General features: G+C 58.8%; 25 protein-coding genes. 4 read left to right on the top strand and 21 right to left on the bottom strand.

All coding sequences use genetic code 11. From position 1 onward, the window contains the following. Window positions 1-7: 7 nt before the first annotated feature. From CLV88_RS02210 to CLV88_RS02190, 5 genes are all read right to left on the bottom strand, one after another. Window positions 8-820 (bottom strand): DUF2182 domain-containing protein, encoded by an 813-nt coding sequence (locus CLV88_RS02210; RefSeq protein WP_106606723.1) that lies wholly within the window; start codon window positions 818-820, stop codon window positions 8-10. A 2-nt stretch (window positions 821-822) separates the two neighbouring features. Next, window positions 823-1,458, bottom strand: coding sequence for a DUF1326 domain-containing protein (locus CLV88_RS02205; RefSeq protein ID WP_106606722.1), 636 nt, complete (start codon window positions 1,456-1,458; stop codon window positions 823-825). A 206-nt stretch (window positions 1,459-1,664) separates the two neighbouring features. After that, the gene (locus CLV88_RS02200; protein ID WP_106607060.1) at window positions 1,665-3,167 is read right to left on the bottom strand and encodes a replicative DNA helicase; all 1,503 of its coding nucleotides are present in this window, start codon (window positions 3,165-3,167) and stop codon (window positions 1,665-1,667) included. Window positions 3,168-3,442: 275 nt separating this feature from the next. Continuing rightward, entirely contained in the window at window positions 3,443-5,452 is a 2,010-nt protein-coding gene (paaZ, locus tag CLV88_RS02195) for a phenylacetic acid degradation bifunctional protein PaaZ (protein WP_106606721.1), read from the bottom strand. Between the two features lie 10 nt (window positions 5,453-5,462). Then, window positions 5,463-6,689 carry a cytochrome P450 gene (locus CLV88_RS02190; RefSeq protein WP_106606720.1) on the bottom strand — a complete coding sequence of 409 codons (1,227 nt, stop codon included), beginning with the start codon at window positions 6,687-6,689 and terminating at the stop codon, window positions 5,463-5,465. A 109-nt stretch (window positions 6,690-6,798) separates the two neighbouring features. Here CLV88_RS02190 and paaI point away from each other — a divergent pair, with 109 nt between their 5' ends. From paaI to CLV88_RS02170, 4 genes are all read left to right on the top strand, one after another. Continuing rightward, window positions 6,799-7,224: a hydroxyphenylacetyl-CoA thioesterase PaaI gene (paaI, locus tag CLV88_RS02185; protein ID WP_106607059.1), complete on the top strand. Its 426-nt coding sequence runs from the start codon at window positions 6,799-6,801 to the stop codon at window positions 7,222-7,224. Window positions 7,225-7,254: 30 nt separating this feature from the next. Continuing rightward, entirely contained in the window at window positions 7,255-8,565 is a 1,311-nt protein-coding gene (gene paaK, locus CLV88_RS02180; protein ID WP_106606719.1) for a phenylacetate--CoA ligase PaaK, read from the top strand. A 3-nt stretch (window positions 8,566-8,568) separates the two neighbouring features. Then, on the top strand, window positions 8,569-9,165 hold the full coding sequence (locus CLV88_RS02175) for a TetR/AcrR family transcriptional regulator (RefSeq protein WP_106606718.1): 597 nt from the start codon (window positions 8,569-8,571) through the stop codon (window positions 9,163-9,165). 109 nt (window positions 9,166-9,274) lie between these two features. Continuing rightward, a complete protein-coding gene (locus tag CLV88_RS02170; protein WP_133169902.1) occupies window positions 9,275-9,658 on the top strand; it encodes a hypothetical protein in 384 nt (127 codons plus the stop codon). A 23-nt stretch (window positions 9,659-9,681) separates the two neighbouring features. Here CLV88_RS02170 and CLV88_RS02165 read toward each other — a convergent pair whose 3' ends face one another. The 16 genes from CLV88_RS02165 to CLV88_RS02090 all read right to left on the bottom strand — a co-directional run bounded on the left by CLV88_RS02165 (window position 9,682) and on the right by CLV88_RS02090 (window position 26,458). Continuing rightward, on the bottom strand, window positions 9,682-10,446 hold the full coding sequence (locus CLV88_RS02165) for a Phenylacetic acid catabolic protein (RefSeq protein WP_106606716.1): 765 nt from the start codon (window positions 10,444-10,446) through the stop codon (window positions 9,682-9,684). Window positions 10,447-10,458: 12 nt separating this feature from the next. After that, window positions 10,459-11,535 (bottom strand): 2Fe-2S iron-sulfur cluster-binding protein, encoded by a 1,077-nt coding sequence (locus CLV88_RS02160; RefSeq protein ID WP_106606715.1) that lies wholly within the window; start codon window positions 11,533-11,535, stop codon window positions 10,459-10,461. 82 nt (window positions 11,536-11,617) lie between these two features. Beyond that, window positions 11,618-12,079: a 1,2-phenylacetyl-CoA epoxidase subunit PaaD gene (gene paaD / locus CLV88_RS02155; RefSeq protein ID WP_106606714.1), complete on the bottom strand. Its 462-nt coding sequence runs from the start codon at window positions 12,077-12,079 to the stop codon at window positions 11,618-11,620. Window positions 12,080-12,083: 4 nt separating this feature from the next. Further along, complete coding sequence (paaC, locus tag CLV88_RS02150) at window positions 12,084-12,845, bottom strand: 1,2-phenylacetyl-CoA epoxidase subunit PaaC (RefSeq protein ID WP_106606713.1); 762 nt, start codon at window positions 12,843-12,845, stop codon at window positions 12,084-12,086. Continuing rightward, window positions 12,845-13,129, bottom strand: coding sequence for a 1,2-phenylacetyl-CoA epoxidase subunit PaaB (gene paaB, locus CLV88_RS02145; protein ID WP_106606712.1), 285 nt, complete (start codon window positions 13,127-13,129; stop codon window positions 12,845-12,847). The genes paaC and paaB overlap by 1 nt, the downstream gene beginning before the upstream one ends. A 31-nt stretch (window positions 13,130-13,160) precedes the next feature. Continuing rightward, window positions 13,161-14,153, bottom strand: a complete 993-nt coding sequence (gene paaA / locus CLV88_RS02140) for a 1,2-phenylacetyl-CoA epoxidase subunit PaaA (RefSeq protein WP_106606711.1) — start codon at window positions 14,151-14,153, stop codon at window positions 13,161-13,163. 16 nt (window positions 14,154-14,169) lie between these two features. After that, the gene (gene pcaF / locus CLV88_RS02135; RefSeq protein ID WP_106606710.1) at window positions 14,170-15,387 is read right to left on the bottom strand and encodes a 3-oxoadipyl-CoA thiolase; all 1,218 of its coding nucleotides are present in this window, start codon (window positions 15,385-15,387) and stop codon (window positions 14,170-14,172) included. A 177-nt stretch (window positions 15,388-15,564) separates the two neighbouring features. Continuing rightward, window positions 15,565-17,487, bottom strand: a complete 1,923-nt coding sequence (locus tag CLV88_RS02130; protein WP_106606709.1) for a HEAT repeat domain-containing protein — start codon at window positions 17,485-17,487, stop codon at window positions 15,565-15,567. A gap of 12 nt (window positions 17,488-17,499) precedes the next feature. Beyond that, on the bottom strand, window positions 17,500-18,780 hold the full coding sequence (locus CLV88_RS02125; protein ID WP_106606708.1) for a BatD family protein: 1,281 nt from the start codon (window positions 18,778-18,780) through the stop codon (window positions 17,500-17,502). Beyond that, on the bottom strand, window positions 18,777-20,312 hold the full coding sequence (locus CLV88_RS02120) for a VWA domain-containing protein (protein ID WP_106606707.1): 1,536 nt from the start codon (window positions 20,310-20,312) through the stop codon (window positions 18,777-18,779). The genes CLV88_RS02125 and CLV88_RS02120 overlap by 4 nt, the downstream gene beginning before the upstream one ends. Then, complete coding sequence (locus tag CLV88_RS02115) at window positions 20,309-21,301, bottom strand: VWA domain-containing protein (protein ID WP_106606706.1); 993 nt, start codon at window positions 21,299-21,301, stop codon at window positions 20,309-20,311. The genes CLV88_RS02120 and CLV88_RS02115 overlap by 4 nt, the downstream gene beginning before the upstream one ends. Continuing rightward, window positions 21,298-21,777 (bottom strand): DUF4381 domain-containing protein, encoded by a 480-nt coding sequence (locus CLV88_RS02110; protein ID WP_106606705.1) that lies wholly within the window; start codon window positions 21,775-21,777, stop codon window positions 21,298-21,300. Before CLV88_RS02110 ends, CLV88_RS02115 begins: the two co-directional genes overlap by 4 nt. Then, window positions 21,774-22,742, bottom strand: coding sequence for a DUF58 domain-containing protein (locus CLV88_RS02105; RefSeq protein WP_106606704.1), 969 nt, complete (start codon window positions 22,740-22,742; stop codon window positions 21,774-21,776). The genes CLV88_RS02110 and CLV88_RS02105 overlap by 4 nt, the downstream gene beginning before the upstream one ends. Before the next feature lie 9 nt (window positions 22,743-22,751). Beyond that, window positions 22,752-23,732 carry an AAA family ATPase gene (locus CLV88_RS02100; protein ID WP_106606703.1) on the bottom strand — a complete coding sequence of 327 codons (981 nt, stop codon included), beginning with the start codon at window positions 23,730-23,732 and terminating at the stop codon, window positions 22,752-22,754. A 10-nt stretch (window positions 23,733-23,742) separates the two neighbouring features. Next, window positions 23,743-24,750 (bottom strand): HAD family hydrolase, encoded by a 1,008-nt coding sequence (locus tag CLV88_RS02095; protein WP_106606702.1) that lies wholly within the window; start codon window positions 24,748-24,750, stop codon window positions 23,743-23,745. Between the two features lie 109 nt (window positions 24,751-24,859). Continuing rightward, the gene (locus CLV88_RS02090) at window positions 24,860-26,458 is read right to left on the bottom strand and encodes an arylsulfatase (RefSeq protein ID WP_106606701.1); all 1,599 of its coding nucleotides are present in this window, start codon (window positions 26,456-26,458) and stop codon (window positions 24,860-24,862) included. Window positions 26,459-26,480: the final 22 nt, after the last annotated feature.

Genomic DNA, 26,480 nt, shown 5'->3' with positions numbered 1-26,480 from the left:
TGCAGGGTCAATTGATCAGCCAGAGCGCTAATACGATGAGACCCAAGCCAGTCACTTGTGAAACTGGCCAGTGGCGGGGCGCGAGCTTTTCTACCGCTACGTAAACCGCCAAGCCAACAATCCAGTAAAGGTTCATGATGCCGCCTACGAACAAAAGCGCCATCAGCGCCCAGCAACACCCCGTGCAGTAGGCGCCGTGCAGAACACCCATTCTGAATGCGCCCCACAAGCCGGGCTTTTGGTGCGTTGTCAGAAACTTGGCTGGTGATTGGCAGTGGCGTAAGCAGGCCGTCTTGGCCGGTGTGAGTTGATAGAGGCCGGCGGCCGCGATAAGCGCGGCGGCGAGCTGTGGTGAGGCGAGTGTCATCATCGCGTTGGCCATGAGGCCGTAGTGGCTGAGTCCCCATTGCAGGATGGTTGCAACGATTGAAAACACGCCCCAGATCGCGAGATAGCCAGAGAGGAAGCAGAGTGTGGCGGTGTTGGCTTGGTCGCGCGCGGGGCCTTGGCGTTTGAGGGCGCCAAAGAGCAGGACAGCTGGGGCAGCGCTGGGGGTCATCATGGCGACCATCATCACCGCCCACATGAGAAACACAAGCAGCGCATAGGTGGGCGTCCAGACAGGCCCGGCACCCATCAGCATGGGCTGGCCAACTGGGCGGGCCATGGCTGTCATCTCGATCGAGGTCATAGACATGCCAATGCCCAACACCGTGTAAAGTGCGGCAAGCGAGGTTATCGCAATGAGGGCGGCGGTCACCACCCAGCCTTGTCGGCGCAGCAGACGTTCCGCTGCGCCGGGGCGTTCTACGTCAGCCATTGTCAGGCAGCGACGCCCTGGCCGGTCAGGTGCAACGCTGCAAAATGCGCGTGCGTGTCGCTGTTCTTGGTCAGAGACAGTGCACCGTTGCCGGTTTTGGTGCGCCCGCTGGCCATTTCGGCATGACGGAATTCGAACCCGTGCGGCAAGTTGATACCAATACGGTGCGGATCGCCGGTGACAATATTGGGGATCGGTTTGGCCGATATTTCAAAGAAATCGCCAACGGTGGCGGACCCCTGACGCGCATCCCTGTCCAGCGATGCGGTGATGGGTGCGCGCAATGTGGCGTGTTTGGTCGGCGACATGGCCGAGAAGACAAACCACATTGTGCCCATTTCGACAGTATCCTGCCCGGTCATGATCGCCTCAATGGCGGCGACCTGCGCATCAGATGCGCTGTCGTCCACAATGAGGACCATTTCGCCGTTGCCCTCGTGGATGGCCCCTGGCCACTTATAAAGCGCACCGACACGTAGCCCGTCGAGCCGTGTGTCGCCATAGTGGCCACTTTCAATATCGTAGATCACAGCAGCCTCGCAGGTGCCATCGGTTGGCAGAACGCCAAATTGGCACGGGCAGCCATAGTTGCAGTTACAATTGGCCAGTTCTTCGGCCTTAACTTCCCAATCAATCATTTTAGTTCCCCTTTGGGTTTGAAAACCGCTCGATAGGGGTACAGGTTAACGGCGCACCTCGGCGGTGCTGTAATCGTAATCAGAAAAATGTCAGTCTTTTTGTATGGCCAGCGGTGTAACACAAATCGTTCGAAAATGGAAATATTGGCCGCCAGCTTGTTCGCCTTGGGATCGAAGCCGCAGGCTTTTGCGGCGAATAAGGCAGCTTAGAATTCGCCGCCGTCGCCGTCTTGTTGCCAGGGTTTCACAAGGTTGCCAAAGCGGGTGAACTGGCCTTCAAAGGAAAGTTCAACTGTGCCGATAGGGCCGTGGCGCTGTTTGCCGACGATGACTTCGGCTTTGCCGTGCAGGCGCTCCATGCGTTCCTGCCACGCCGCGATTTCTTCGAGGCGCTCGTCAGAAGGTTTTTCACGTTCGACATAGTATTCTTCACGGAACACAAACATCACCACGTCAGCATCCTGTTCGATCGACCCGGATTCACGAAGGTCCGAAAGCTGGGGGCGTTTGTCATCGCGACTTTCGACAGTTCGCGACAGCTGAGACAGAGCGACAACTGGGATGTTGAGCTCCTTGGCAATAGCCTTCATGCCCATGGAAATCTCGCCAATCTCCTGTACCCGGTTTTCGGCGGTGCCGCGGCAAAGCTGGAGATAGTCGATGATCAACAGGTCAAGCCCGTGGGTCCGCTTGAGGCGGCGCGCACGGGCGGCCAGCTGGGCGATGGGCAGGGCGGGCGTGTCGTCGATATAGAGTGGGCAGGCTTCGAGCGCCTTGGCGGCATCAACAAAGCGGCGGAACTCGGTCTCGGTCATGTCACCACGGCGAATCTGTTCGGAGGGCACCTCGGCGGCCTCGGACAGAATACGCGCGGCAAGCTGTTCGGCGCTCATCTCCAGCGAGTAGAAGCCGACAACACCGCCTTCGATAGCGCCTTCGGTGCCGTCTGGGCGGGTGCCGCGCTTGTAGGCCTTGGCGACGTTAAAGGCGATGTTGGTCGCCAGCGAGGTTTTGCCCATCGATGGGCGACCGGCGAGGATCAAAAGGTCGGATGGGTGCAGACCGCCAAGTTTCTTGTCCATGTCAATCAGGCCGGTAGAGATGCCCGCAAGCCCACCTTCGCGCTGATAAGCGGCGTTGGCGGTGTTTACGGCACCAGTCACGGCCTTAAGAAACGAGACAAAACCGCGTTCAGTCTGGCCCTGTTCGGACAGTTTGTAGAGCGCCTGTTCGGCCTCGACGATCTGTTCCTTGGGTTCCAGTTCGACGTCGGCCTTTTGCGCCTTGGTCGAGATATTGTTGCCAAGGCCAATCAGTTCGCGGCGTATCGCCATGTCATAGATCATCTGCGCATAGTCCCGCGCAGCAAAGGCCGAAATCGCGGCACCGGCAAGACGCGCAAGATAGGCAGGGCCGCCGAGTTCCTTGAGCCCGTCATCATCCTCAAGAAACGCCTTGAGCGTTACGGGTGAGGCAAGGTTGTTTTTGGCGATGCGGGCGGCGGCAATTTCATAGATGCGGGCGTGCACCGGATCATAGAAATGTTCAGCCGTGATAATTGAGGCGACGCGGTCAAAAATGTCGTTATTGGTCAGGATCGCGCCAAGCAGCTGCTGCTCGGCTTCGATCGAGTGGGGCATGGGGTCAGATTGTGCAGCTTCGGTTTCAGCGGGAAGGCCGGATTGATTAATGCTGGAAATCTCGTTCATGTCTGCCCCTTGCTCGCCTGTGCCGGGGTGCATGGTATTAGGCGGTTTTCGCGCCCCTGCGAAAGCCGATTCCGATGCATGATGTCCCCGTGTGGGTCGTCTTAGTACAGGCTATCCGGAAGAGGCAACTTGTATGTTTTTGTGGACCGCCTGTGGATAACTCTGTCGCGGACTATTTTGAGGGAGAGAGGCGGGTTTCGTCAAGATGTTGTGGTTGGCTTGGCAAATCGCCGCCGTCCATGCGGCGATTTTTTCTTGTTTTCTGCTCTGCCTGATTAATAGGCATTCATCGTCAGAAGCTCGTATTCGGCGACAAGTTCGCTCGATTGGTTGCTCAGGGTCACGTGCCAGCGCACTTCACCATATTCGTCATTGCGCTTGGTCTTTTTCTTGACTGTCAGGCGCACTTCGATGCTGTCACCTGCCTCGACCGGTTTCATAAAGCGCAAGCTATCAAGGCCCGTATTGGCGAGGACCGGCCCCTCGTTTGGCTCAACAAAAAGACCGGCGGCGAATGAGAGGAGCAAGTAGCCATGGGCGACCTGACCGGGGAAGAATGGGTTTCGTTTGGCGGCGGCCTCATCCATGTGGGCGTAAAACGTGTCCCCGGTGAAATGAGCAAAATGTTCAATGTCCGCGAGAGTGATTTCGCGCGGCGCCGTGTGCAGGGTTTCCCCTATTACGAGGTCGCCAAAGCGGCGTGTGAACGGGTGATCCGCGGAGGTGATTTCGCGCGCACCCGGCACCCATTTTTCGCCAATTGCGGTCAGGATGTCCGGGCTACCTTGGATGGATGTGCGTTGCATATAATGTTTGACGCCGCGAATGCCGCCCATTTCTTCGCCTCCGCCAGCGCGGCCCGGACCACCATGGGTGAGGTGTGGCAATGGGGAACCGTGGCCGGTGCTTTCCGCCATTGAAACGCGGTTGTTGAAATATAGCCGCCCGTGGAACGCACCGGCGCCAAGTGCGATGGCGCGGGCGGTCTCAGGGTCGCGGGTGATGACAGAGGCAACCAACGAGCCGCCACCGCGATTGGCCAATTCGATGGCGTGATCCGTGTCGCGATATGGGAGGATGGTGGAGACAGGGCCGAAAGCCTCGGTGGTGTGGACGTGCTGGGCGGTGTCAGGAGTGGTGCAATGGAACAGCATGGGCGAGACAAAGGCGCCGGTGTCAGGCAGCACGGCGTCGGGGGTGACGCGCTCGGCCTCGGTGGCGATTAGCGCGGCTTTGGCGAGGACATCGTGTTTTTGCGCTTCGGAGACGAGCGCGCCCATGCGGGTGGCTGTGTCGCGCGGATCTCCGATCACGGTTTTGGCAAGGCGTGAGGAGAGGGCGCTGATCAGTGCATCAATCGCGGTTTCGGGTGCGATAATGCGGCGGATGGCGGTGCATTTCTGGCCTGCCTTGGTTGTCATTTCCCGTGCTGCTTCTTTGACGAAGAGGTCAAACTCAGCTGTGCCGGGAGTGGCGTCGTGGCCGAGGATGGATGCATTGAGGCTGTCGGCCTCGGAGGTGAAACGCACAGAATTGGCAAGGATCTGCGGATTTGAGCGCAGTTTGAGGCCGGTGTCAGCTGAGCCCGTGAAAGCGACCGCGTCCTGGCATGTGAGGTGGTCTAGCATGTCGCCCAAGCCGCCGGATACCAGTTGTAGAGCACCAGGCGGCAAGAGGCCGGATTCGAGCATTAGGCGCACGCAGGCTTCGGTCACGTAGCATGTTGCAGTGGCAGGCTTCACAATGGCCGGGACGCCGGCGAGCAGCGTCGGGGCCAGTTTTTCCAGCATACCCCAGACCGGGAAATTGAAGGCGTTGATGTGGACGGCGACGCCTTGCAGCGGTGTGCAGATATGCGCTCCGAGGAAGGTGCCGTTGCGCGACAGCTGTTCGATATCTCCGTCCAGAAAGACTTGTGCGTCGGGCATTTCCTTACGCCCCTTGGAGGCGAACACCAGCATAGTGCCAATACCGCCGTCGATGTCGATCAGGTGATCGGACTGGGTTGCGCCGGTGTCAAATGACAGGTCATAGAGCGCCTGACGGTGCTCTCGCAGATGCAAGGCGAGCGCTTTGAGCAGGCGTGCGCGATCGTGGAATGTCATTTTGCGCAAGGCTGGGCCACCAGTGGTTCTGGCATGATCGAGCATGGCCTGAACGTCGAGTGCGTCGTTACCTGCACGCGCGATGGGCGCTCCGGTGATGGCGGATGCAATGGCGCGCGCGCCAGTACCGGGCGTGATCCACTGTCCGGCGGCAAAGGAAGAGATGTCAGCAATGGTCATGGCGTGTCCTTTAGATCAGGCTGGCGGGCAGGCTTGCATAGCCGCGAAAACGGATGCGGCCGCCACGCGTCGCGCCCGGTGTGAGGATGTAATGCGGGTAACGTTTCAAGAAACGATCAATTGCGATGCGCCCTTCCATTCGGGCCAGTGTCAGGCCAACGCAGGTATGTTGACCACCGGCAAAGGCGAGGTGCTTGTTTGGGCGTCGGTCCAGTTTGATGGTGTCGGGCGCATCGAACTGGCGCGGGTCGCGGTTGGCGGCACCGATGCATAAATGCAGGTCGGTACCAGCGGGAATGTTATGATCGTGCAGGGTAATGTCGCGCGTGGTCAGGCGATTGCCAAATTGATTTGGGCTTTCCAGTCGCAGGAATTCGTCGACCGCGGTGGTGATAAGGTCAGGGTTGGCGATCAACTGGGCGCGTGCGTGGCGGTCGTTGTCGAGCAGCGCGAGAGCGTTTCCTATGAGGTTGGTGGTAGTCTCGTGACCAGCGTTCAGAATAAAGATACAGTTTTGGATCAACTCGATTTCTGAAAGCGCTTCTCCTTCGGATTGTATCAACCGGGTGAGCACATCTGTTTCCGGGTCGCCGGGGTGTGCTGTACGGTGGGCGATGATGACGCGCAAGAGGGCTTCGAACTCGGTCACAGCGGCATTGCCGCGAGCCAGTTGCTGAGTCGAGAGAGCTGGTTCCAGCGCACCAAGAATAGCGAGTGACCAGTCGCGCAAAGGGGCGCGATCTGCGTGCGGAATGCCCAGCAGGTTGCCGATAATTTCGATTGGTATTGCACCGGCAAATGCCTCGATCAGATCAGGGTTCTGTTGGTCGGAAAGGCTGTCGAGAAGCGTGTCGACAAGGGCTATCAGGCCGGGTTCCAGCTGTGCCAGCGCACGTGGATTCATGGCGCCCACCATAACCGATCGCACGCGGGAATGCAGGGGCGGATCATTGAACACAAGAGAGTTGGTGTGGTGTTCGTAAAGCGCTGAATTTGCGCCGAATTTTGGTGCGAATACAGCCTTTTTGTCCGAGATGAACGTTGTGGTGTCGCGGTAGATCGCGTCCAGATCTGCATAGCGTGACACGATCATTGAGCCGTCCGGCTGTTGGCACAACGGCGCCTCAGAAAGCAGACGCGCGTAGGTCGGATATGGATTATCATGAAAGCTCGGTGGCGGAGAAGTGAGCGTGAGGATATCCGACCCTTTGGTGGGCGATTTTGCTTGGTCTGGCATGTCTCCTCCCAAAGACGTCACTTGCGTTGTGCTATTTATTGACCAACCGTTCGGTTTATGCAAGAACTGAGTCAGGGATCATGCGCGGGGAGGGCCCATGAGCGAAGCTTTGACGCCAGAAGAGCGTGCCAAAAAAGCGGCGGCAGCCATGTGGGCCGAAGACCGGGCGAGCCGGTTTCTGGGTATGGAAATCATTGAGATGGCCGAGGGTCGCGCGGTGCTGCAAATGGTGGTGCGCCCCGAGTTCTGCAATGGGCACGGCATCGGCCATGGTGGTTTGACGTTTTCCTTGGCTGACAGCGCCTTTGCCTTTGCATGTAACAGTCGCAACCAGGCGACGGTCGCCCAGCACAACTCAATCAGCTATGTCGCGCCAGCGCGCGAAGGTGATGTGCTGACAGCGGTTGCGCAAGAGATCAGCCTGACCGGGCGCAGCGGTATTTATGACGTACGGGTCAGCAATCAGGACGGTGCCATTGTCGCGGAATTTCGCGGTGCCTCGCGCGCCATAACGGGACATTTGTTTGAAGAATAGGTTGCACCTGGCGACCAACAGGAGGACCCCATGGAGGAATTGAGCCCGAACCGTGCAGAGCTGGACCCGATCGAGATTGCCTCGATCGACGAGATCCGCGCGCTTCAGTTGGAGCGGCTGAAGTGGTCGGTACGTCACGCCTATGACAATGTGGCGATGTACCGGGCGCGGTTTGATGCGGCTGGGGTGCATCCGGATGATTTGCAAAGCCTGAGCGATCTGGCGAAATTCCCATTCACTTACAAAAACGACTTGCGCGACAATTACCCATTTGGCCTGTTTGCGGTGCCGCGTGAAGAGATTATGCGGATACATGCCTCGTCTGGCACCACGGGCAAGGCGACGGTGGTAGGCTACACGGCGCGTGACATAGAAAACTGGGCGGATCTGGTGGCGCGGTCTTTGCGGGCCAGTGGGTTGCGCAAAGGGGACATGGTGCATGTTGCCTATGGTTATGGGCTGTTTACCGGTGGCTTGGGCGCCCATTACGGAGTTGAGCGGCTGGGTGCGACGGTGATCCCGATGAGTGGAGGCCAGACCGAGAAACAGGTTGGGCTGATCACTGATTTCAAACCCGATGGGATTATGGTCACACCGTCTTACATGCTCAATATTCTGGAACAGTATCATAAGGTTGGGCTTGATCCGAGAGAGAGTTCAATAAAGGTGGGCGTATTTGGAGCCGAGCCCTGGACCGATGCGATGCGTAAGGAAGTTGAAGACGCTTTTGACATGCATGCGGTCGATATCTACGGGCTGAGCGAGATCATGGGGCCCGGTGTGGCCAATGAATGTGTGGAGACCAAGGACGGGCCGGTCATCTGGGAGGACCATTTCCTGCCTGAAATCATTGATCCGGTCACGGGCGACGTGTTGCCCGATGGTGAGATGGGTGAGCTGGTTTTCACGACACTGACCAAGGAAGGGTTGCCGATGATCCGCTACCGCACCCGAGATCTGACGCGGCTGATGCCGGGTACCGCGCGGTCGATGCGACGTATGGAGAAGATCACCGGGCGCAGTGATGACATGATTATTCTGCGCGGTGTGAACGTATTCCCGAGTCAGATCGAAGAACAGGTTCTGGCGACAGGCGGGCTGGCCCCGTATTACCAGATCGAGCTTTTCAAATCTGGTCGGATGGATGCGATGCGGGTGCATGTAGAGGCCATGCCGGACGCTGCTGACAATCTGTCCAAGACAGCGGCAGCGCGGATGCTTACCAAGCGGATCAAGGACATGGTTGGTGTTTCGACAGAGATCATTGTAGGAGAACCCGGCGAGGTTGAGCGCAGTCAAGGCAAGGCCCGGCGCGTTGTCGATAATCGCGGCAAGGAGTGAGATGTGGCCCGAACCATAGCGAAAGACCACGATCAGAAACGTGACCGCATTCTGACGGCGGCGGCGCGGGTTTTTGCCCATGAAGGGTTTGACCGCGCGTCGATGTCGATGCTGGCGCGGGAATGTGGGATTTCGAAGGCTAATATCTACCACTATTACGACAGCAAGGATGCTATTCTGTATGACATCCTTGAGACCTATCTGAGTGCGCTGCGGGACCGGGTTTGCGGCATTGACCTGACCGGGTTGGACGCCGAGGCGCGCGTGCATTGTGTGATCCGCGAAATCCTCATGGCCTATCAGGGAGCGGATGATGAACACCGGGTGCAGATTAACGGGGTCGCGATGCTGCCTATAGACCAGCAAACCGTGCTGCGTGGTTATCAGCGCGATATGGTTGTGTTTCTGGGCGACGTTCTGAACGGTGCGGCACCTGAAGTGTTTGAGGCAGACAAGGCCAAGTTGCGCGCGGCGGTGATGTCGGTTTTCGGGATGCTTAACTGGTATTACATGTGGCAGTCAGGCGCGGGTACGCAGGCGCGAGAGGATTATGCCAAGTTGGTGGCTGATCTGTCGCTGAAAGGGTTGCGCGGGTTGTGAGCCGCAGAAAAGTATTGTTTTCTGAGAGGGTGCCTGAATGTAGCACCCTAGTCGAAGATGTGATTTTTTCTGACATGGTTTTTGGTTTGTGGTTTGAGGTGGTCTCATGATGAAACAGAATTTAGTGTATGCGACATGTTTTGCTTTGGGATTGTCATCGGGGGCCAAGGCAGACCCGGCATTTGGTGTGGGGCTCACCTATATCTTTGGCGGTGATGTAGCGTTTGGCGTTCGAGTGTTTTCAGATGACCGACCCGAACAGGGCGCCTTGGCGCTGGGGCTAGATTACAAGTTTCTCGCAAAATCCTGGCGCCCCAATGTCGGAGCGGCTTATCTTGACGAGGATTTTTACGCGGATTTCAGCGTTGGGCTTGACCTGACAACGCAGGAGTTGGATTTCGGGATCGGGGCGGGCGCGGCGCTTAATGTGCAAAATGTGCCTTCCAGCGGCGGACCCACACCAGGAGCAACGGATCCCAGTGGACCCCTTTGATCCCGAGTAGGGGGGGTGAGACGTCAGTCTGGTGGGCGCAATCCGTGGGCTTCCAGTGCAGTCTGAGCGGCGATTTGCCATTGCGTGGCGAGTTCAGCGTTATCGGTATTGCGTAGACCCATGGTGCGCAGGGTTTCAAATTTTTGGGACTGCATGTCGCCAAAGCTGGTCATCACCCGAGGCCACCAATAGGCAACGGAGTCTTGCAATTCGTTGCGCGCGTCGGTTTGCAAGAGGTGGCTGACGCCTTCTTCAGCCAGTTCGGCGTGGCGGGTTTCGATAGGGGTGATGATGCGAAAGGCTTCGGCAAGGGGTTGATAGGACACGGCCGATAGTTCGGTGAGTTGAACAGATACCGCGTAGCCCATCAAAAGGTTCATGATCACCGCATCGGCCCATCCATTCAGGGGATAGTTCAGGACAGAAAGGCGCATGTCATGTTGTGAACGGGCAGTGCCAATGTCGGCTTCGCGAGGCAGGCGCGCCGTCCACGGGTGGTTGGTGGCGTAGCGATCTGTATTGGCGCCAAACTCACCCATGATGTTCAATACGCGTTGCGCATTGTCGGTTTTCTCAAGCACGATCTTGGCGGCAGCGATGCGTTGTTTGATGCCTGGACCCGAGTTGATAATGTCGGCAAAGCCAGCAGCACCTGCCAGCGAACTGTCGACAAAAGTGGCCATGATCTTCATCAATTCGGCGCGGTAACGCGGGGGTACGTTTGTGGGATTAGTCAGCACCCCGCCCTGTGCGAGATAGCTGTCGATGCTGAGCTCTTCTTGGGTCATCGGGGGAATTCCTTATTGGTCGTAATCGACGGTGACAGTGTCGGTCAGGGCATATGATTGGCATGAGAGAACGTAGCCCTTTTCGACCTCGTAATCCTCGAGCGCGTGGTTTGCGATCATCTCTACTTCGCCAGAGGTGACTTTGCAGCGGCAGGTGGAGCATACCCCGGCCTTGCAGGCGAATGGAGCGTCAAGACTGGCCTGAAGTGCGGCATCGAGGATTGAGACATCGCGGGAAAGATCGATGGTTTGTGTGGCGCCATCAAGGGTAATCGCAGCGGTGGTTTTATGTCCTTCGGTCGAGGCGTTGGAGGCAGCGGCCGGACGCTTAGCCCGACCGGGTTGAGAAGACGCAAAAAGCTCGAATTTGATCTGTGCATCGGTGAGGCCCGCGTTGCGCAGCGCGCGCGCGATGCCCAGCATCATCGGTTCCGGCCCGCAGATAAAGGCGGTGTCGACAGAGGCAATGTCAATCCATCCGGTGTCAAACAGTTGCGCGCATTTCCCTTCGGTTACGAGGCCAGTGAAGAGATCGATTTCCTGTGTGTCGGTTTCCAACACATGGATCACATTGAAGCGACCCATGTAGGTGTTCTTGAGATCCTCAAGCTCCTCTCGGAACATGATCGTATTCACGCCCTTATTGGCGTAAATCAGAGTGAAGGTGGAACGGGGTTCTGCGGCCAGCGTGGTTTTGAGGATCGACAAGACCGGGGTAATGCCAGAGCCACCAGCAAATCCGAGGTAGGATTTCTGCCGATCAGCGTCGAGAGCCGTATGAAACGTACCCATTGGCGGCATGGCCTGAACCGTGTCGCCAGTTTTGAGCACCTCATTCGCCCATGTGGAAAAGGCGCCACCGTCGATACGTTTGATACCAACTTGCAAAACTCCGTCGCCTTTGCCTGCGCAAATTGAGTAGGAACGTCGCAGTTCCTCGCCATCAAAGTCGCGGCGAAAGGTGAGATATTGGCCTTGGGTAAAGTCAAAGTCAGCCTGGGTGCCGTTGGTGGGAGCCAGCGTCACAACCACCGCGTCGCGGATTGTCTTTCGGATATCTGTGACCGTAAGGTCGTAAAAACGGGCCATTGATGTACCTCCCTCGGGTCTTGACGGGCCGGGTGCATGGCGGGCTTGGGGCGGTTGACACCCAAGGTGTCGACCCAAACGGTTAGATGCACTTAAAATATTCAAACGGTTCCAGACAGGATCGACAGCGCCATTGCGCTTTGCAGGGGGTCGAGCCGAACTGGCTTAGTTTTTCGAGGTCATTACCGGCGCAGCGTGGACAGCGCGCAGGGCCACCTGCCGGTTGCGGTGGTGCGATGCCGTATTTTTCAAGGGCCATGCGGGCACGTGGTGACATCCAGTCAGTTGTCCATGCTGGGGCAAGCTGTTGTTTCAGCTCTATTTTGCTGAGCCCTTCGTCGCGCAGGCGGGTTTCGATATCCATGTTGATCACCGACATGGCCGGGCAACCGGAATAGGTGGGCGTGACCGAGACAACGCAGGTTTCACCGCGAAAGACGACATCGCGGATCACGCCGAGATCGACCAACGTAATCACCGGGATTTCAGGGTCTGGGATCGTCGCGAGCCAATCCCAGACCTGTTCTACGCTTGGCCTTAGCATGTCGTTACCACTCGCACCCAGGATAGGCGCGTTGCAGCCATTGCATGGTGGCCAGAAGGTGGCCGAGATGTTCGGTATGCATTTCCCCGGTACGCCCGCCTTTGTGGCTGAAGCGGCCGCCGGGGATGGTCAGCGTTGCGTCGGTGAGGACACGGGTTACAAGGGCATGAAATTCGTCGCGCAGGGTTGATGGTTCGGGGGCAATGCCTGCGATAGCCATGGCGGTGTCGGTGTCGTCTGAGGTGAACATTTCGCCCACATACGGCCAGAGATAGTCAAGTGCCGCCTGCATGCGTTCATGGCTTTCAGCTGTGCCATCGCCAAGCCCGACAACTGTGTCGGCAGAGCGTTCGACGTGATAGGCAACTTCTTTGCTGGCCTTTGCGGCAATGGCGGCGACAGTGTCGTCGGAGGATTTGATCAGACGGCCCATCAGCACGGATTGATGGGCATCAAACAGGAACTGGCGCAGCAAAGTGCGGCCAAAATCGCCGTTGGGCAGTTCGACCAAGAGGATATTGCGGAAATCCCAAGCGTCGCGCAAGAACGCGAGATCGTCGGCAGATTTGCCCTCAGCCTGTACTTCGGCGGCATAGCCGAGCCACATTTGTGTCTGCCCGATAAGGTCAAGCGCCGTGTTGGCAAGCGCGATGTCCTCTTCCAGTATGGGAGAGTGGCCGCACCATTCAGAGACCCGATGGCTGAGGATCAGGGCATTGTCGCCCTGACGCAGCAGGAATTGCAGGAGGTGGTTCTGATCAGTCATCACATATGCCCCACGTCGTCTGGAATGTCGAAGAAGGTTGGGTGGCGGTAGACTTTGGACTCGGACGGCTCAAACAGCGGGCCTTTGTCACCGGGTGCCGTGGCGGCGATGTGGCGGGCCTCCACCACCCAGATAGAGACGCCTTCATTGCGGCGCGTATAGACGTCGCGGGCGTTTTTGATGGCCATTTCAGCGTCAGGCGCGTGCAGGGAGCCGACGTGGCGGTGCGCGAGGCCGTGTTGGCCGCGAATGAAAATTTCCCAGAGGGGCCATTCGTTTTTCATTTATGTTCTCCGTATGTTAGGAGCGGATGAGCTATTCGGCGGCGTGTTGGCGCGCGGCTTTCTTGCGGGCGTGGGCCATCAGGCCATCACGGACCCATTGACCGTCATCCCAAGCTTTGACACGGGCGTTCATACGGTCGGTGTTGCAGGGGCCGTTGCCTTTGATCACGTCAAACAACTCGGACCAGTCGGGTTCGGAAAAATCATAGTGGCCGCGTTCCGCATTCCATTTGAGCCCGGGATCGGGCAGGTCGAGGCCGAGATATTCGATCTGTGGCACGGTCTGGTCGATATACTGCTGGCGCAGTTCGTCATTGGATTTAACCTTGATCTTCCAGGCCATCGATTGCTCGGAATGTGTGCTTTCGCTGTCGCTTGGACCAAACATCATGATCGAAGGGAACCAGAGGCGGTTGAGCGCGTCCTGGGCCATTTTCTTTTGCGCGGGGCTGCCGAAAGCCATTTTCATCATGGCGTGATAACCTTGGCGGGCATGGAAGCTCTCTTCCTTGCAGATGCGGACCATGGCGCGCGAATAGGGCCCGTAGGAGGTGCGCTGAAGCGCAACTTGGTTGACGATGGCCGCCCCATCGACCAGCCAGCCAACTGCACCGATATCGGCCCAATTCAGTGTCGGGTAGTTGAAGATCGAGGAGTATTTCATCCGCCCTTCGTGCAGGAGACGTACAAGTTCATCCCGGCTTTCGCCGAGAGTTTCGGCCGCGGAATAGAGGTAAAGACCATGTCCCGCTTCGTCCTGAACCTTGGCCAGAAGGATCATTTTGCGTTCAAGGGTGGGCGCGCGAGTGATCCAGTTGCCTTCGGGCAGTTGGCCAACCACCTCAGAATGAGCGTGCTGACCGATCTGGCGGATAAGGGTCCGGCGGTAATCGTCTGGCATCCAATCACGCGGCTCGATCTTGATGTCCGCATCGATTTTGTCCTGAAAGGCGCGTTCCTGATCGCTCATTTCTTCACGCGGTTTGACGCCGGAGTTGGCGGTCTTGATCATCTGTGCGTACATCGCGTGTTTCCTCCCTTTAAACTCTTTCAAGGATCAAGGCGGTGCCCTGTCCTACGCCAACGCACATGGTGCAGAGCGCATAGCGCCCGCCAGTACGTTGCAATTGATAGGCCGCGGTCAGCACAAGGCGCGCGCCGGACATTCCAAGTGGGTGCCCGATGGCGATGGCGCCGCCGTTTGGGTTCACGTGCGGCGCGTCATCCGGGACACCCAGTTCACGCAAGGTCGCGAGGCCCTGTGCGGCGAAGGCCTCGTTCAATTCTAACACATCCATTTGTTCAATGGTGAGGCCCGTACGCGCCAGAAGTTTGCGGGTGGCGGGCACAGGGCCGATGCCCATTATACGCGGTTTTACACCAGCGGCGGCCATGCCGACGATGCGCGCGATGGGTTTGAGGCCATTCTGGGCGGCAGCGGCACCTGTAGCCATCAGGATTGCTGCAGCACCGTCGTTGACACCGGATGCATTGCCAGCGGTCACGGTCAGGTCGGGGCCGTTGATACCGCGCAGTTTGGCGAGCTTTTCTGCGGTGGTACCGGGGCGAGGGTGTTCGTCTGCGGTGACGACGGTGGGCGCGTCCGTACGGTTGCGCCCAATGTTCGGCACAGAGACCGGGGTGATCTCCTCCAAAAACACCCCGGCCTCTTGTGCCGCCGCCCAGCGAGCTTGGCTGCGAGCGGCGAAAGCGTCCTGATCTTGTCGACTGACGCCATAAACTTCGGCGACGTTGTCGGCTGTCTGCGGCATAGTGTCAATGCCGTAATTGTGTTCCATCTGAGGATTGACAAATCGCCAGCCAATCGTCGTGTCAAAAACTGTATTGTTGCGCGAAAAGGCGCTGGTCGCTTTGGGCATGACGAAGGGTGCCCGAGACATGCTTTCGACACCGCCTGCAATGGCCATGTCATAATCGCCCGCGCGCAATCCGCGTGACGCCATGCCGACCGCATCCATGCCCGAGGCACAAAGCCGGTTGATCGTTGTGCCGGGCACATCAGTGGGCAAACCGGCCAGCAAGGCGGCCATGCGCGCCACGTTTCGATTGCTTTCTCCGGCCTGATTTGCGTCGCCCACGATAACGTCGTCTATACGCGTCCAATCAACTTGGGGGTTACGCTTGATTAGTGCGGCGATGGGCAACGCGGCTAAGTCATCTGTGCGGATCGAAGAAAGCGCGCCGCCGTAGCGACCGATTGGGGTGCGGGTTGCGTCGCAGATGAAGGCTTCTGTCACGTGTTTCCTCCTGCCGGTCGGATGGGGGCGGTTTGATCAGCCTCAATAATCGACCGATTGGTTGGTGATATCTTGCGCGGCGATTCGGCGCAATCATTAAGTTACCGAAATTGACTAAATTCGAAAAATCAGTAACGTGTTTGGCTGTGTGTCGACGTTAGCTCGAAGCATTGCGAGTCAGAGTTGGGAGGCGAGTTCGAGCAATCCCGGATGGTTTGGTGCGTTGCGCAAGGCTTCGTTCAGCACCTGACGCGCGGCTTCGCGACCACGTTGCGCGGCGGCAATGCGCACAAGCAATGTCCAGGCATCGCCCTGTTGCGGATCCAGTGACACCGCCATGCGGAAGGCCCGCTCAGCCGAGGTGAGGTCACTTTGTGTCAGAGCAATGCCGGCGATTTGCATGTGCGCCTCGGGGAAGTCGAATTGGTTTCTGAGGAAAGTGGCAAGCGTCGAATAGGCGGCGCGATAGCTGGCGCGCAGCGCGTCCGTTGCCTGTGCCGAAGGGATCGAAAGGATGGCGCGCGCCGCAGACAGGCGGACGTTCTGCGATGGATCCTCGAGTGCGGTGGCGAAGTAGGGGGCCGACAGCGTTGTTGGAACAGCGCGCAAAGCGGAGAGCGCATTTGCGCGCAGCAACGGATCAGGATCGTTTAGGTAGGGTGTCAGATCGCTGAGTGAGACCGTGTCACCCGCGTTTGAGAGCAGCCAAAGCGCTGTGGCGCGGGCCAATGTGTTCTGGTCATCATCGCGCGCAAGGATGAGAAGATCATTGGCTGCGCCAACCGGGTCGGCGCGACCATTGGCCAGTGTTTGGCCAAAATGTGGTTCGGTCCAGTTGCCGTTTGGGTACCATTCGGCGATGGCGGCGGCCGCCCAGTTTGCGGTCTCGTCAACGTGGCAATCGGTGCAGGCGTTTGGTGCGCCGGTTTGCGCCGCCAGATCGGGACGTGGGATGCGGAACGAGTGATCACGGCGCCCGTCGACACCCATATAGGTGCGTTCAATCATGTGACAATTCTTGCATTCAGCGCCCTGGCTGTCAGCGGCATGGTTGTGGTGCGCAGTGCTGTCATAGTCTTTCAGCGCCAAAGTCGGGAAGTCATCATTCCCGGCGGGTGAATGGCACTGGGTGCAGAGCGTGTTGTCTTCGGCCAGCCGTTCGCCGGTGTGCCCGTCATGGCAATTGGCGCAACCAACACCTTTTGCAAACATCTTGGACTGTAAGAAAGAACCGTAGACATAGACCTCGTCCAAGATCTGACCGTCGGCGTGATAAGTGCCAGGACGCAGGAGGGCGAGGTTATAGGCATCATGAAAACCGGTGCCTGGGCGCGGCGAGCCGTTGCCAAAGGCTTCGCGGCGCGAGTGGCATCCGGCGCATTGCTGCATTGCCGCTTCTGTGTCGTCAAAATCGACATTGAAACCGTAGAGCGGTGGCATGGATTCTGGGCGCGTGTCCGCTGACACAAGTTCGATATGGCGCGCGCCGGGGCCGTGGCAGGCCTCGCAACCGACGCCAATTTCGACTTGAGTGGACTTGTAGGACGCGGCGGGCGCATCAAAGTTTTTGTTATAGCCGGTGGCGTGACATTCAGCGCAGCGCGCATTCCAGTTTTTGTAGGGGCCGGTCCAGTGCAATCCGTCGTTTGGCGGCAGATCCTGATCCGGGTAAAGGTGATACCAGCGCTGGTTTTCTACGTCCCATGTGACGTCAAAGCTCTGGAGATTGCCGGGCTTGGTTTCCAGAATGAGCTGTTCCAGCGGGGCAACACCGCCCACGGAATGCACGGGGTATTCCGTGGTGACGCCGTCTTTTTCGGTGACACGCACCATTCGGGTGTCACCGTCCATCCAGAATTCGGCACGCATACCGTCATGTTCAAACACCTCGCCCTGAAAGGCCCCGAGCAGCATGTCCGCGTCTGGCCAGCGCCAAGCCTTAGCATGGTGCGATTGCTCCCATGCTTCGGTTTCGGCGGTGTGGCAATCGACGCAGGCGTCAGAGCCGACATAGCCGCGTTGCTGGGCGGTGGCAGCTAAGGTTGAGAGGCCAAAAAGCATTGCGCCGATGAAAAGGGCGCGGGAAAAGGCGTGGGGCATCGGCGGCTTTCTTTATAGATGGCGCGGTGTGGCCTGCGGATTGAGGGCGGGCAATGCCGAGCGCGTAAAGCGCTGTGCGTGCTGAGCCTGTTTTGTCGAGTGAAGCAGGCTGGACAGAGTTTGCCAACCGCTCACGTTATCGCGTGTGGCATTTGGACCATAGCGGGCGTGCCCAATCGCAACAAATGCGGCGTCGATCTGTGACTGTTGGGTTGATGTCAACGGCAAAGCGCGTGATTGCCAGAGGGCAAGTGCCGCATGGGTGGCGGGCAGATCGCGATCCTTAAGGGCACGTTCAAGCTGTGTCCATGCGTGCTTGGCGCTGGCCAGTTGTCTGGCGCGACGCCGGGCGAGCGCGGCCCGCACGGGCGGAGTGAGCTTTTTGCCAGCGACAATCCCCAACGTCAGAATGACGAGCGCCATCGCGGCCATTGCAATGACACGGGGCCAGTTGATATCTTGCGCAGTCTGAGCCGAAGCAGGTGGCGCATCAGCCTGCACCGAGATTTCCGCAAGGGTTGCGGTTTCGATCTTTTGCGTTTCGAGATTATACCACTCCAGCGACATCGCCGGCAGGGCGCCCTCAACACCACCCTCCGCAACATAGACTACCTTTTCAGAGCGCGCGCCCGAAACCTTGCCGCGATCTTCGCTTTGGTTCAGGATTGGGCTTTCGGGATAGGCGCGTAGGCCCTCTGGCACCTCGCCTGTCACGAGTTGCGGCAGGAACATGGGTGGCAGGTCACTAAGCTTGGCCGTTACGGTGACTGAGAAACTGTCACCCGCCTTGAGCCCGGTGGTCTCCCCTTCGACCTCGTGAGTCAGAGTGAGCGCGCTGGCCGCAATAAAGGGATCGAGCCCTTCTGCACCGGGTGGGAGTGTGCCGGTCAGAGTAAGGGCATCGATGGGCACTTCGGCGCTGATGGGATCGGTGGCAGGGGGCGCGGCATAGGTTACGCGCATGGTTTGAGCAGGTAGGATAACGGTGCCGGGCACCATGGGAGTGATGCGATAGCGGCGCGAAACGCCAGACCATGTTTCGCCATCAATGGTTTTGCTGGTGGGCGAGCTGGCGCGTTCGGGCGCAGTGACAAGGATGTTGGGCGCTTCAAAGCTGGGCCATTCGGGCGGATCGGGCATCCATGTTGGTACCAGTACGGTGATGCGTAGCGAGAGCGGCTGGCCGGGGATGGCCTCGGTCTCGCTAAATTCAATTTCAACGCGCGGATCGACGGTTTGTGCAGTGGCCAACGAAGTGATCGCCAAAAAGAGGGTCAGGGCGAGACGGATCATTGGCTGGCCTCAGACGCTTCGAGACGAAAGCGTTGCAGCAGGAAGTCGCTGGTTGCGGTGTCGACTGTGTTCATCCATTGGTCAGCGGTCAGCATCGACGGCTTGTCCTCGGCAGGGGCCGAGAGTTCGGTTTCTGCGCCGCGCTGCGCTTCGTTATCAAACACAACGTCATCGGCCCCAATGCCGCTGTCCTCGCCGGTGTCGGATTGTTCGCGCTGAGTTTCGACAAAATCGACGATTTGTTTTGCGATGGGCAGGTTGTTGTTCGCGCCCTGATGCGTCGGATCAATCTCAAGCGCGCGTTCAAAGGCGCGTACACCGTTGCGATAGCCGCGCGATTTGACATAGGCCATGCCAGCCGCAAAGGCTGCGTCGGCTGTGTCGAGCTGGGCAAAGCTTTGTGCGGCGGCTTCGTATTGGCCAGCGCGGTATTGCGCGACGCCGCGCGCATAAGGATCGGCAAAACGGTCAGCGGCGATTGCATAGTCTTTCTTGCGATAGGCCAGCCATCCCTGTTGATCTGGGGTGAAGAACCAGTCGCGCAGTGACTGCGATACGCCCTGAGCCTGAGCGCGTTCGGGTGGGATGGACATAGCCAGCGCAAAGAGCAGCGCCCATCGCATCGTTACGCCGCGCCGGAACCAGAACAGCAGCAGAAATGCCGCGGGCCATGCGAGCCACGCGCCGCGATCCTGCCATGGCTGTGCGGCGTCTTGCAGCTGGGCCTGTTGATAAGCGGCCTGAAACCCCCTTTCCAGCGCGCGCAGGTCGGCGGTGTCCGGGGTGACGGCGACGGTTTGAGCTTGCACTTGGGAGAGTGCGGAAGGTGTGGTGCTGTTGGGCAGCATGGTCAGAAAGGCCAGCGGCGTCCCATTGGCGGATTGCGCCAGCTGGGTCGCGTCGGATGTCGATATATCGTCGAGCAGGAAAAGCACGCCGCCCGCGTTATCGTCGCGTTGCAAGATGTCTTGGGCAAGCGCAAGTGCGGCGAGTGGAGCTGTGCCCTCAACTGGCATAATCTCGGGCGAAAGCCCTTCGAGGTAAGGTTGGATAAGAGCGGAATCGTCGGTCATGGGCACGGCGGAATGGGCGGTACCTGAATATGCAATGAGGGCCGTGCGGGCCCCGGCGCGCATTTCTAACAGATCTCGGATCTTTTGCTTGGCGCGTTCAAGTCGGCTTGGCGCGAGGTCGCTTTCCTGCATGGAAGGAGTGACTTGCAGTGCGATCACCATCGGTGCGGTTTGGGCGGCAAAGGGTTCGGGCACGCGCGACCATGTTGGGCCTGAGGCTGCGAGAGTGAGAAGGGTAAGCACTAGCGTAACAAGATCAATTGGATGAAATCGGGTTGCGCGCTTTGCGCCGATGGTAAGCGCGGATTTGAGGTGTGGCGCAATATCGAGCGTGACGGTGTCGGCGGCCTCAGCCGGGCGACGGATGCGCCACCACAGCAGGGCGAGTGGAATGAGCGTCAGGAGGAACGCAGGGCGGATAAAGTGAAAGGCGGACAGCGCGGTCTCAAACGGGGTCATGGCGTGGCCCTCCGCGACGCGGGGGAGAGATGGAGCCATGCCAGCGCGACCAGGCCGATCAGGGCCGCAAGGATCAGCGGAATATGTGCAAGGTTCTGGCGCGGGCGGTGCGATAAGGTTTCGACATCGCGAGGGGCAAGGGAGTCGATCCGGTCGTAAACTTCTTGCAGGTCATTTGTATCCCCTGCAAAGAACGCCTGCCCGCCGGTACGCGTTGCGAGGCCAGTGAGTAGTGCCATGTCAAGGCGGTTTTCGCCTGAAGCGTCAGGGCTGCCAACGCCAATTGCGTAGATTTCAACACCACGGTCGCGCGCAATCTCGGCGGCATTGATCGGCGACATGGCCGAGGCTGTGTCGTTGCCATCTGAGAGCAGGATTAACAGGCGCTGATCGATCTCGGACGCTTCAAATGTGCGGATAGAAAGGCCGATGGCGTCGCCCAGAGCGGTGTGAGGACCAGCCATACCGACAGAGGTCTGGTCCAGCAGGGCGAGCACCGTGGCAAGATCGGTGGTCAGGGGGGCCTGGACAAAGGCTTTGCTACCAAAAACGATCAGGGCCATGCGGTCGCCGCCGTCATCTCGGGTTTCCACAAAGCCCGCCACCACGTCGCGCACGGCGGCGAGGCGCTGTTGGTTTTTGTCGTCAGGGCCGGGAAAATCAACCGTGTCCATTGAACCAGAGATGTCGATGGCCAGCACAACATCGCGCCCAGCTTTGGTGATTTCGACCGGCTCTCCCAAGCGTTCGGGCGTTGCCAGAGACAGCACGAGCAGCGCCCAGATCAGTGCAGCTGAGATCATTTGAAGGCGCGAACGCGACAGGACCGCAGCGCCGGAGCGCGCGGTCGTGCCGGTGGCGGTGGTGAGGTCACGAAAAAACGGCACGCGCAACGACGCGCTACGTGTGCGTTTGGGGGGAAGAAAGCGGTGGATCAGCAGCGGTAGCGGCAAGAGAGCGAGTGCCGCGGGCATGGCGAGGGTGATCATGACACGCGCTCCGGTTTATGCGTGCGTAACCATTGACGGGCGAGGGCGTTGAGGCCCGGCGCCTGAGCGGGTTTAACGGCATAGGGCGCGGTGGCGAGTGCTGTGCCGAGACTGCCGGAAAACCTTTCTTTGTTAGAGGTTTGATTGAGAAAAGTGAGCCAGTCAGAGCCGGTTAGCGGCGCGACACGGTCACGGGGGTAAGCAGCGAGTGCGGCGCGTTTGAGGATTGTGGCGATCTGCACTGGGTCATCGCCAACGGAGGCAAGCTCGGCAAGGGCGGCGCGGCGATAGGCATTAGCGCGGTAATTGTGCACGGCGGCGCGAATGCCAAAGGCGATGCCAGACAGCAGCAGGGCGGCAAGCACAATCCAGCCTTGGGTCTGCGGCCAAAGCGACACCGGCGCGAGGTCTGGAACCTCGGTCAGGCTGTCGATCAGGTCAACGAGGTTTGTGGGATTTGTGGGCGTATCGCTCATCGTGTCCCCATCAAGTGCTGGATTTGGGGCAGGGTATCTTGTGCTGTGGTCAGCGGCAGGATCGACAGGCGCATCTCTAGCTGCCAGTTGTGGATGGCCTTTAACCGGTCGGCAGAATAGCGCAACAGCGCATCGCGGGTGGGGGCGTCGGTTAGGTCAAGTTCGGCCTGCAATGCGCCGTCTGAGGCGGTAAACTGCGTGGAGTCTGGCAACGCACGGGCGGTCGGGTCGGTGACGAGGCCAAGCACCACATCATTGCGCCGAGTAAGACCAGACATCAGGACGCGGGTGGTGTCATCAACTTCTGCAAAGTCGCTGAGGATGATGACCAGGTGATCACGCTTGGCTATGCGTTGCACCGCGCGCAATACATCGTTGAAGGCCAAGGGCGAGGACGTAGTGGCTTGTGCGTGGAGGTCTTGGTTTGCGCGGGACAGTGCGATCAGAAACTGGTCCAGCGCGGCGCGATTGCGGCGCGGGCGCAGCTCGGCAATGCGGGTATCGCCAAAGATGATGCCACCGACGCGGTCGCCCTGATCCAGCACACGAAAGGCGGTGATGGCGGCGGCCTCGGCGGCGGTGACGGATTTCATATTCAGCACAGAGCCAAAGAACATCGACATGCGCTGGTCTACGACAATCAGAGTCGGGCGGTCGCGTTCTTCGGTGAAGACGCGGACATGCGGTTTGCCGGTGCGGGCGGTGACTTTCCAGTCGATTGCACGCACGTCATCCGATGGCAGGTAGTCGCGCAGTTCCAGAAAATCGAGGCCGCGCCCGCGAATGCGGGAGCCGTGGCGGCCATTAAGAGCGGAGTGGGCCTGTTGTTTAGAGGTGAATGTGATCTGGCGTGCGCGGTATTCCAGCGCCCGCAGTGACGCAAGCGAGACATGCACACGCGGGTCATCTACACCCGGTTTGGGCGGAGGCATCAAGCCGGTGCGGGTTCTAGCGGCGCGGTCCATCGGGGGCCTTTAAGGAAGGGCGACTTGGGTCAGGATTTCCTGCACCACTGCGTCCGGGGTAATGCCCTCACCCTGCGCCTCGTAAGTGAGCGTCAGACGGTGACGAAAGACGTCTGGCGCAATGGCGCGCAGGTCCTCGGGGTCGACATAATCGCGCGAATTTAGCCACGCGTGTGTCCGAGAACAGCGGTCCAGCGCGAGAGAGGCGCGCGGGCTTGCGCCGACATCGATCCAGCGGGCGAGGTTTTCGGAGAACTCGCCCGGCGTGCGTGTCGCCTGAACCAGAGTGGCCATGTAGGTTTCGATAGCGTCGGAGGTGTGGATTGCGGCGATTTCCGCGCGGGCGGCAAAAACGGCGTCTTGCGGGATCGGGGCAGGTTTTTTGGTGGATGGTTTTTCAGATTGCAAGTCTTGTTCTTCGGCGCGGACAAGGCGGATCACCTCGACCTCGTCGGCAAGGGGCGGATAGGTGATGACCACATGCATCAGAAATCGGTCCATCTGAGCCTCTGGTAGGGGGTAGGTGCCCTCTTGTTCGATGGGGTTTTGCGTGGCCATGACCATGAACAGTGGCGGCATCTTATGCGTCGTTCCTGCGACTGTGACCTGACGTTCCTCCATCGCTTCGAGCAGGGCGGATTGCACCTTGGCCGGTGCGCGGTTGATCTCATCAGCCAGGACCACGTTGGCAAAAATCGGGCCGGGCTGGAACTGGAACGTGGGGCCGGTGTCGGATTGCAGATACATCTCGGTGCCGGTCACATCAGCCGGGAGCAGATCCGGGGTGAACTGGATGCGCGAGAAATCGCATTCGAGGTTCTTGGCCATCGCCTTGATCGCGCGGGTTTTGGCAAGGCCGGGCAGCCCCTCGATCAGGAGGTTACCATTGGCAAGCAGGCCGATCAGCAGTCGGTCGATCACGTCGCGTTGGCCAATAATCGAGCCGCCAATGGCTGTGCGCAGGGCGTTGATCTGATCAAGGGGTGTCATGTGCGGAGCCTTAGTTCTTGGGGTCGACAGGGAAGATGGTTTGCCAGTCCTGGGCCATGTCGACCAGCAGCCAGCCGCGGGCTTCGGCCTCGTCTTGACCGCGGTTGAGTACACCTATGTGACCTTCGCGATCATAGGCGAATTCGCGGGTCGCGTCGGTGTGATGGATCAGCAGGCCAAGGCGCGCGCCATCACCGGCGGTCGTGTATTCGAGCATCTCGAAATCACCGTCAGAATTGCCACCCGCGAGAATTGGGCGACGGCCAATGTGATGGGTGATTCCAACCGGCTTACCGCCCTTGTCATCGTTGAAGAACAGAGCGTCTCCCTTGATGATCATCGGCACGCCGTCAACCACCTCGTAACTTGCGGTCAGCGAGCTGCCGACAACCTGTTCGGGGGGGATGCCATATACCTCGTCTGCAAAGACGCGAATGAAATCGATCCCACCACCCGATACGATGTAGGTGGCAAAATCCTCGTCCCGTAGGTAGCTGAGCAGCTCTAACATGGGCTGATAAATCATCTCGTCATAACGCAAACCGGTCGTGGGGTGCCTTGATGTGTCGAGCCATGCGGCGACGTTCGATTGGAATTCTGAGAGGGGCATATCGGCATGGGAGGTCTTTAGCACCTCGACCAGACCTTCTTTGCCGGTGGCCAACAAAGCGTTCATATCGCCGGATGCGGCGGCCTTGAGCGCGTCACTGGTCAATATTGCAGGATCCGCTTCGGCCATTTTGGCGACTTGTTCAACAGCGTAAATCAACTGGAAATATACCGGCTGTTCGGCCCAGAGCGTGCCGTCATTGTCAAAAGTGGCAATGCGCGCGGCGGGGGTGACGTAGTCGGGCGAGGCGGGGTCGGTCACGGCCTCGACAAATGAAATGATACGGGATTTGGCATCAGTATCGCCCCATGAGGGGAGCGGATCAGCGAGGGCGGTGACGGTCGTGGCCAACAAGATTGCAGTGCCCGACAACGTGGCACGCAGTGGGCAACGGGTAATTCTGGGCATGGGCAAGTGTCTCATGTCACGACCTCGGCAAATGGATTGGAAATATGCGTTCTAAATGGGTGGGCAGCGCTGAGCTGCCCACCCGAATTTCAGGTCGACTACCGAGAGATTACGGCGAGCCGGGAGGGGCCGTAAGTTTCTCCATAACCTGTTCGAGGCTGAAGCTCGCCGCCTTCTGACGCGGCGGATACTCTTTGAAGGTTTCGAGGAACTGGCCAACGTACGCTTGCGCCGGTACCAGTAGATACGCACGGTCGATCAGCCAATCCCAATAGGTGTTAGAGGTGCGGTAGCTGCGCTCATAAGGATCGCGGCGCAGATTGAATATGAGGGGCAACCGCAACTCCGTCCATGGCTCTGCCCAGGCGCGCAGTGTGGTATATGCTTTCTGCTCGAGGAAGATGAGCTTCCAGTCATTAAAGCGCAAAGCCGTCAGATCACCGTCGTCAGAGAAATAGAAGATCTCACGACGTGGTCCTTCGTCTACCTCACCGGCGAAGTACGGCATAAAGTTATAGCCATCCAGATGGACGCGGTAATCGCGACCGCCGCCGACTTCGGCTACAGTGATGCCGTCCAGCAGCTCTTCCTTAACGGTCGGACGTCCAGCTGCAGCCAGATAGGTCGGAAGCCAGTCCATATGGTGCATGATTTCATTCGAAATACTGCCCGGTTCGATCAGGCCCGGCCAACGCACCATTGACGGCACCCTCCAGCCACCTTCCCAATTGGTGTTTTTCTCACCAAAAAAGGGCGTCATAGCCGCATCTGGCCATGTGTTCATATGCGGGCCGTTGTCGGTCGAGTAGTGCACGATGGTTTCATCCGCGATGCCTAACTCATCCAGCAGGCTGAGGAACTGACCTATGTGCATGTCATGTTCGATCATGCCTGCGGTGTATTCATCGACGTTCTTGCCCGCAGTGTCATTGGCCATCTGACGGCGCTCTTCGCTGACATGTGTGCGGAAGTGCATCCGCGTGCCTGACCACCAGACAAACCACGGCACGCCCTCGTCTTCCTTGCGTTTGATAAAGTCAATCGCAGCGGCGACGGTTTCGTCATCTACGGTTTCCATCCGTTTTTTGGTCAGCGGACCTGTGTCTTCGATCTCGCCATCTGCAGAGGATTTGATCACACCACGGGGGCCGAAGGTCTCTCGGAACGTGCGCCCGTCGGGCATTATGGCTTCGCCAGGATAATCGATATTTTCCGGCTCCTCCTCGGCGTTGAGGTGGTAGAGATTGCCGAAGAATTCATCGAAACCGTGATTTGTCGGTAGATGCTCGTCTTTGTCGCCAAGGTGGTTTTTACCAAATTGCCCGGTTGAGTAGCCTTGCGCCTTCAATAGGCCGGCAATGGTCGGATCTTCTTCCTGCATGCCAAGCTCTGCGCCGGGAAGGCCGACCTTGGACAGCCCCGTCCGGAAAACAGACTGGCCCATGATGTAAGACGACCGTCCGGCGGTGCAGGACTGCTCTCCATAATAGTCGGTGAAGATCATTCCTTCGTTCGCAATGCGGTCGATATTTGGAGTTTGATAACCCATCAGGCCCATCGTGTAGGCCGAGATATTGGATTGGCCGACATCGTCGCCCCAAATCACAAGTATGTTGGGCTTGTCCTGAGCCTGCACCGCCGAGGCGAGGCCGCCAACGACAAATGCAGCAGCCAGAACCGGCCGCGTTAAAGTTTTCAGTAGTGTCATGAGCGCTCTCCCAGTCGCTATG

Source organism: Shimia abyssi, assembly GCF_003014475.1.
In the GTDB taxonomy this organism is placed as follows: domain Bacteria; phylum Pseudomonadota; class Alphaproteobacteria; order Rhodobacterales; family Rhodobacteraceae; genus Shimia; species Shimia abyssi.
Note: the sequence above shows the minus strand (reverse complement) of the source record. Positions and strands in the feature narration are given on the sequence as shown.

Bases quoted from the DNA above. Each gene is read 5' to 3' on its own strand.
- CLV88_RS02125 (WP_106606708.1), bottom strand. From the start codon at position 18,780: ATGATCCGTCTCGCCCTGACCCTCTTTTTGGCGATCACTTCGTTGGCC.
- paaB (WP_106606712.1), bottom strand. From the start codon at position 13,129: ATGAAAAACGAATGGCCCCTCTGGGAAATTTTCATTCGCGGCCAACAC.
- CLV88_RS02100 (WP_106606703.1), bottom strand. From the start codon at position 23,732: ATGACACCCCTTGATCAGATCAACGCCCTGCGCACAGCCATTGGCGGC.
- paaA (WP_106606711.1), bottom strand. From the start codon at position 14,153: ATGTACGCACAGATGATCAAGACCGCCAACTCCGGCGTCAAACCGCGT.
- paaZ (WP_106606721.1), bottom strand. From the start codon at position 5,452: ATGACCATTGCTGACATCTCTTCCTTTGCCGCCGGACAGTGGATCACG.
- CLV88_RS02165 (WP_106606716.1), bottom strand. From the start codon at position 10,446: ATGACCCAAGAAGAGCTCAGCATCGACAGCTATCTCGCACAGGGCGGG.
- CLV88_RS02170 (WP_133169902.1), top strand. From the start codon at position 9,275: ATGAAACAGAATTTAGTGTATGCGACATGTTTTGCTTTGGGATTGTCA.
- CLV88_RS02095 (WP_106606702.1), bottom strand. From the start codon at position 24,750: ATGCCCAGAATTACCCGTTGCCCACTGCGTGCCACGTTGTCGGGCACT.
- CLV88_RS02110 (WP_106606705.1), bottom strand. From the start codon at position 21,777: ATGAGCGATACGCCCACAAATCCCACAAACCTCGTTGACCTGATCGAC.
- CLV88_RS02105 (WP_106606704.1), bottom strand. From the start codon at position 22,742: ATGGACCGCGCCGCTAGAACCCGCACCGGCTTGATGCCTCCGCCCAAA.
- paaK (WP_106606719.1), top strand. From the start codon at position 7,255: ATGGAGGAATTGAGCCCGAACCGTGCAGAGCTGGACCCGATCGAGATT.
- CLV88_RS02130 (WP_106606709.1), bottom strand. From the start codon at position 17,487: ATGCCCCACGCCTTTTCCCGCGCCCTTTTCATCGGCGCAATGCTTTTT.
- CLV88_RS02210 (WP_106606723.1), bottom strand. From the start codon at position 820: ATGGCTGACGTAGAACGCCCCGGCGCAGCGGAACGTCTGCTGCGCCGA.
- CLV88_RS02090 (WP_106606701.1), bottom strand. From the start codon at position 26,458: ATGACACTACTGAAAACTTTAACGCGGCCGGTTCTGGCTGCTGCATTT.
- paaD (WP_106606714.1), bottom strand. From the start codon at position 12,079: ATGCTAAGGCCAAGCGTAGAACAGGTCTGGGATTGGCTCGCGACGATC.
- CLV88_RS02160 (WP_106606715.1), bottom strand. From the start codon at position 11,535: ATGGCCCGTTTTTACGACCTTACGGTCACAGATATCCGAAAGACAATC.
- CLV88_RS02190 (WP_106606720.1), bottom strand. From the start codon at position 6,689: ATGCCAGACCAAGCAAAATCGCCCACCAAAGGGTCGGATATCCTCACG.
- paaC (WP_106606713.1), bottom strand. From the start codon at position 12,845: ATGACTGATCAGAACCACCTCCTGCAATTCCTGCTGCGTCAGGGCGAC.
- CLV88_RS02115 (WP_106606706.1), bottom strand. From the start codon at position 21,301: ATGATCACCCTCGCCATGCCCGCGGCACTCGCTCTCTTGCCGCTACCG.
- CLV88_RS02205 (WP_106606722.1), bottom strand. From the start codon at position 1,458: ATGATTGATTGGGAAGTTAAGGCCGAAGAACTGGCCAATTGTAACTGC.
- CLV88_RS02120 (WP_106606707.1), bottom strand. From the start codon at position 20,312: ATGACCCCGTTTGAGACCGCGCTGTCCGCCTTTCACTTTATCCGCCCT.
- CLV88_RS02200 (WP_106607060.1), bottom strand. From the start codon at position 3,167: ATGAACGAGATTTCCAGCATTAATCAATCCGGCCTTCCCGCTGAAACC.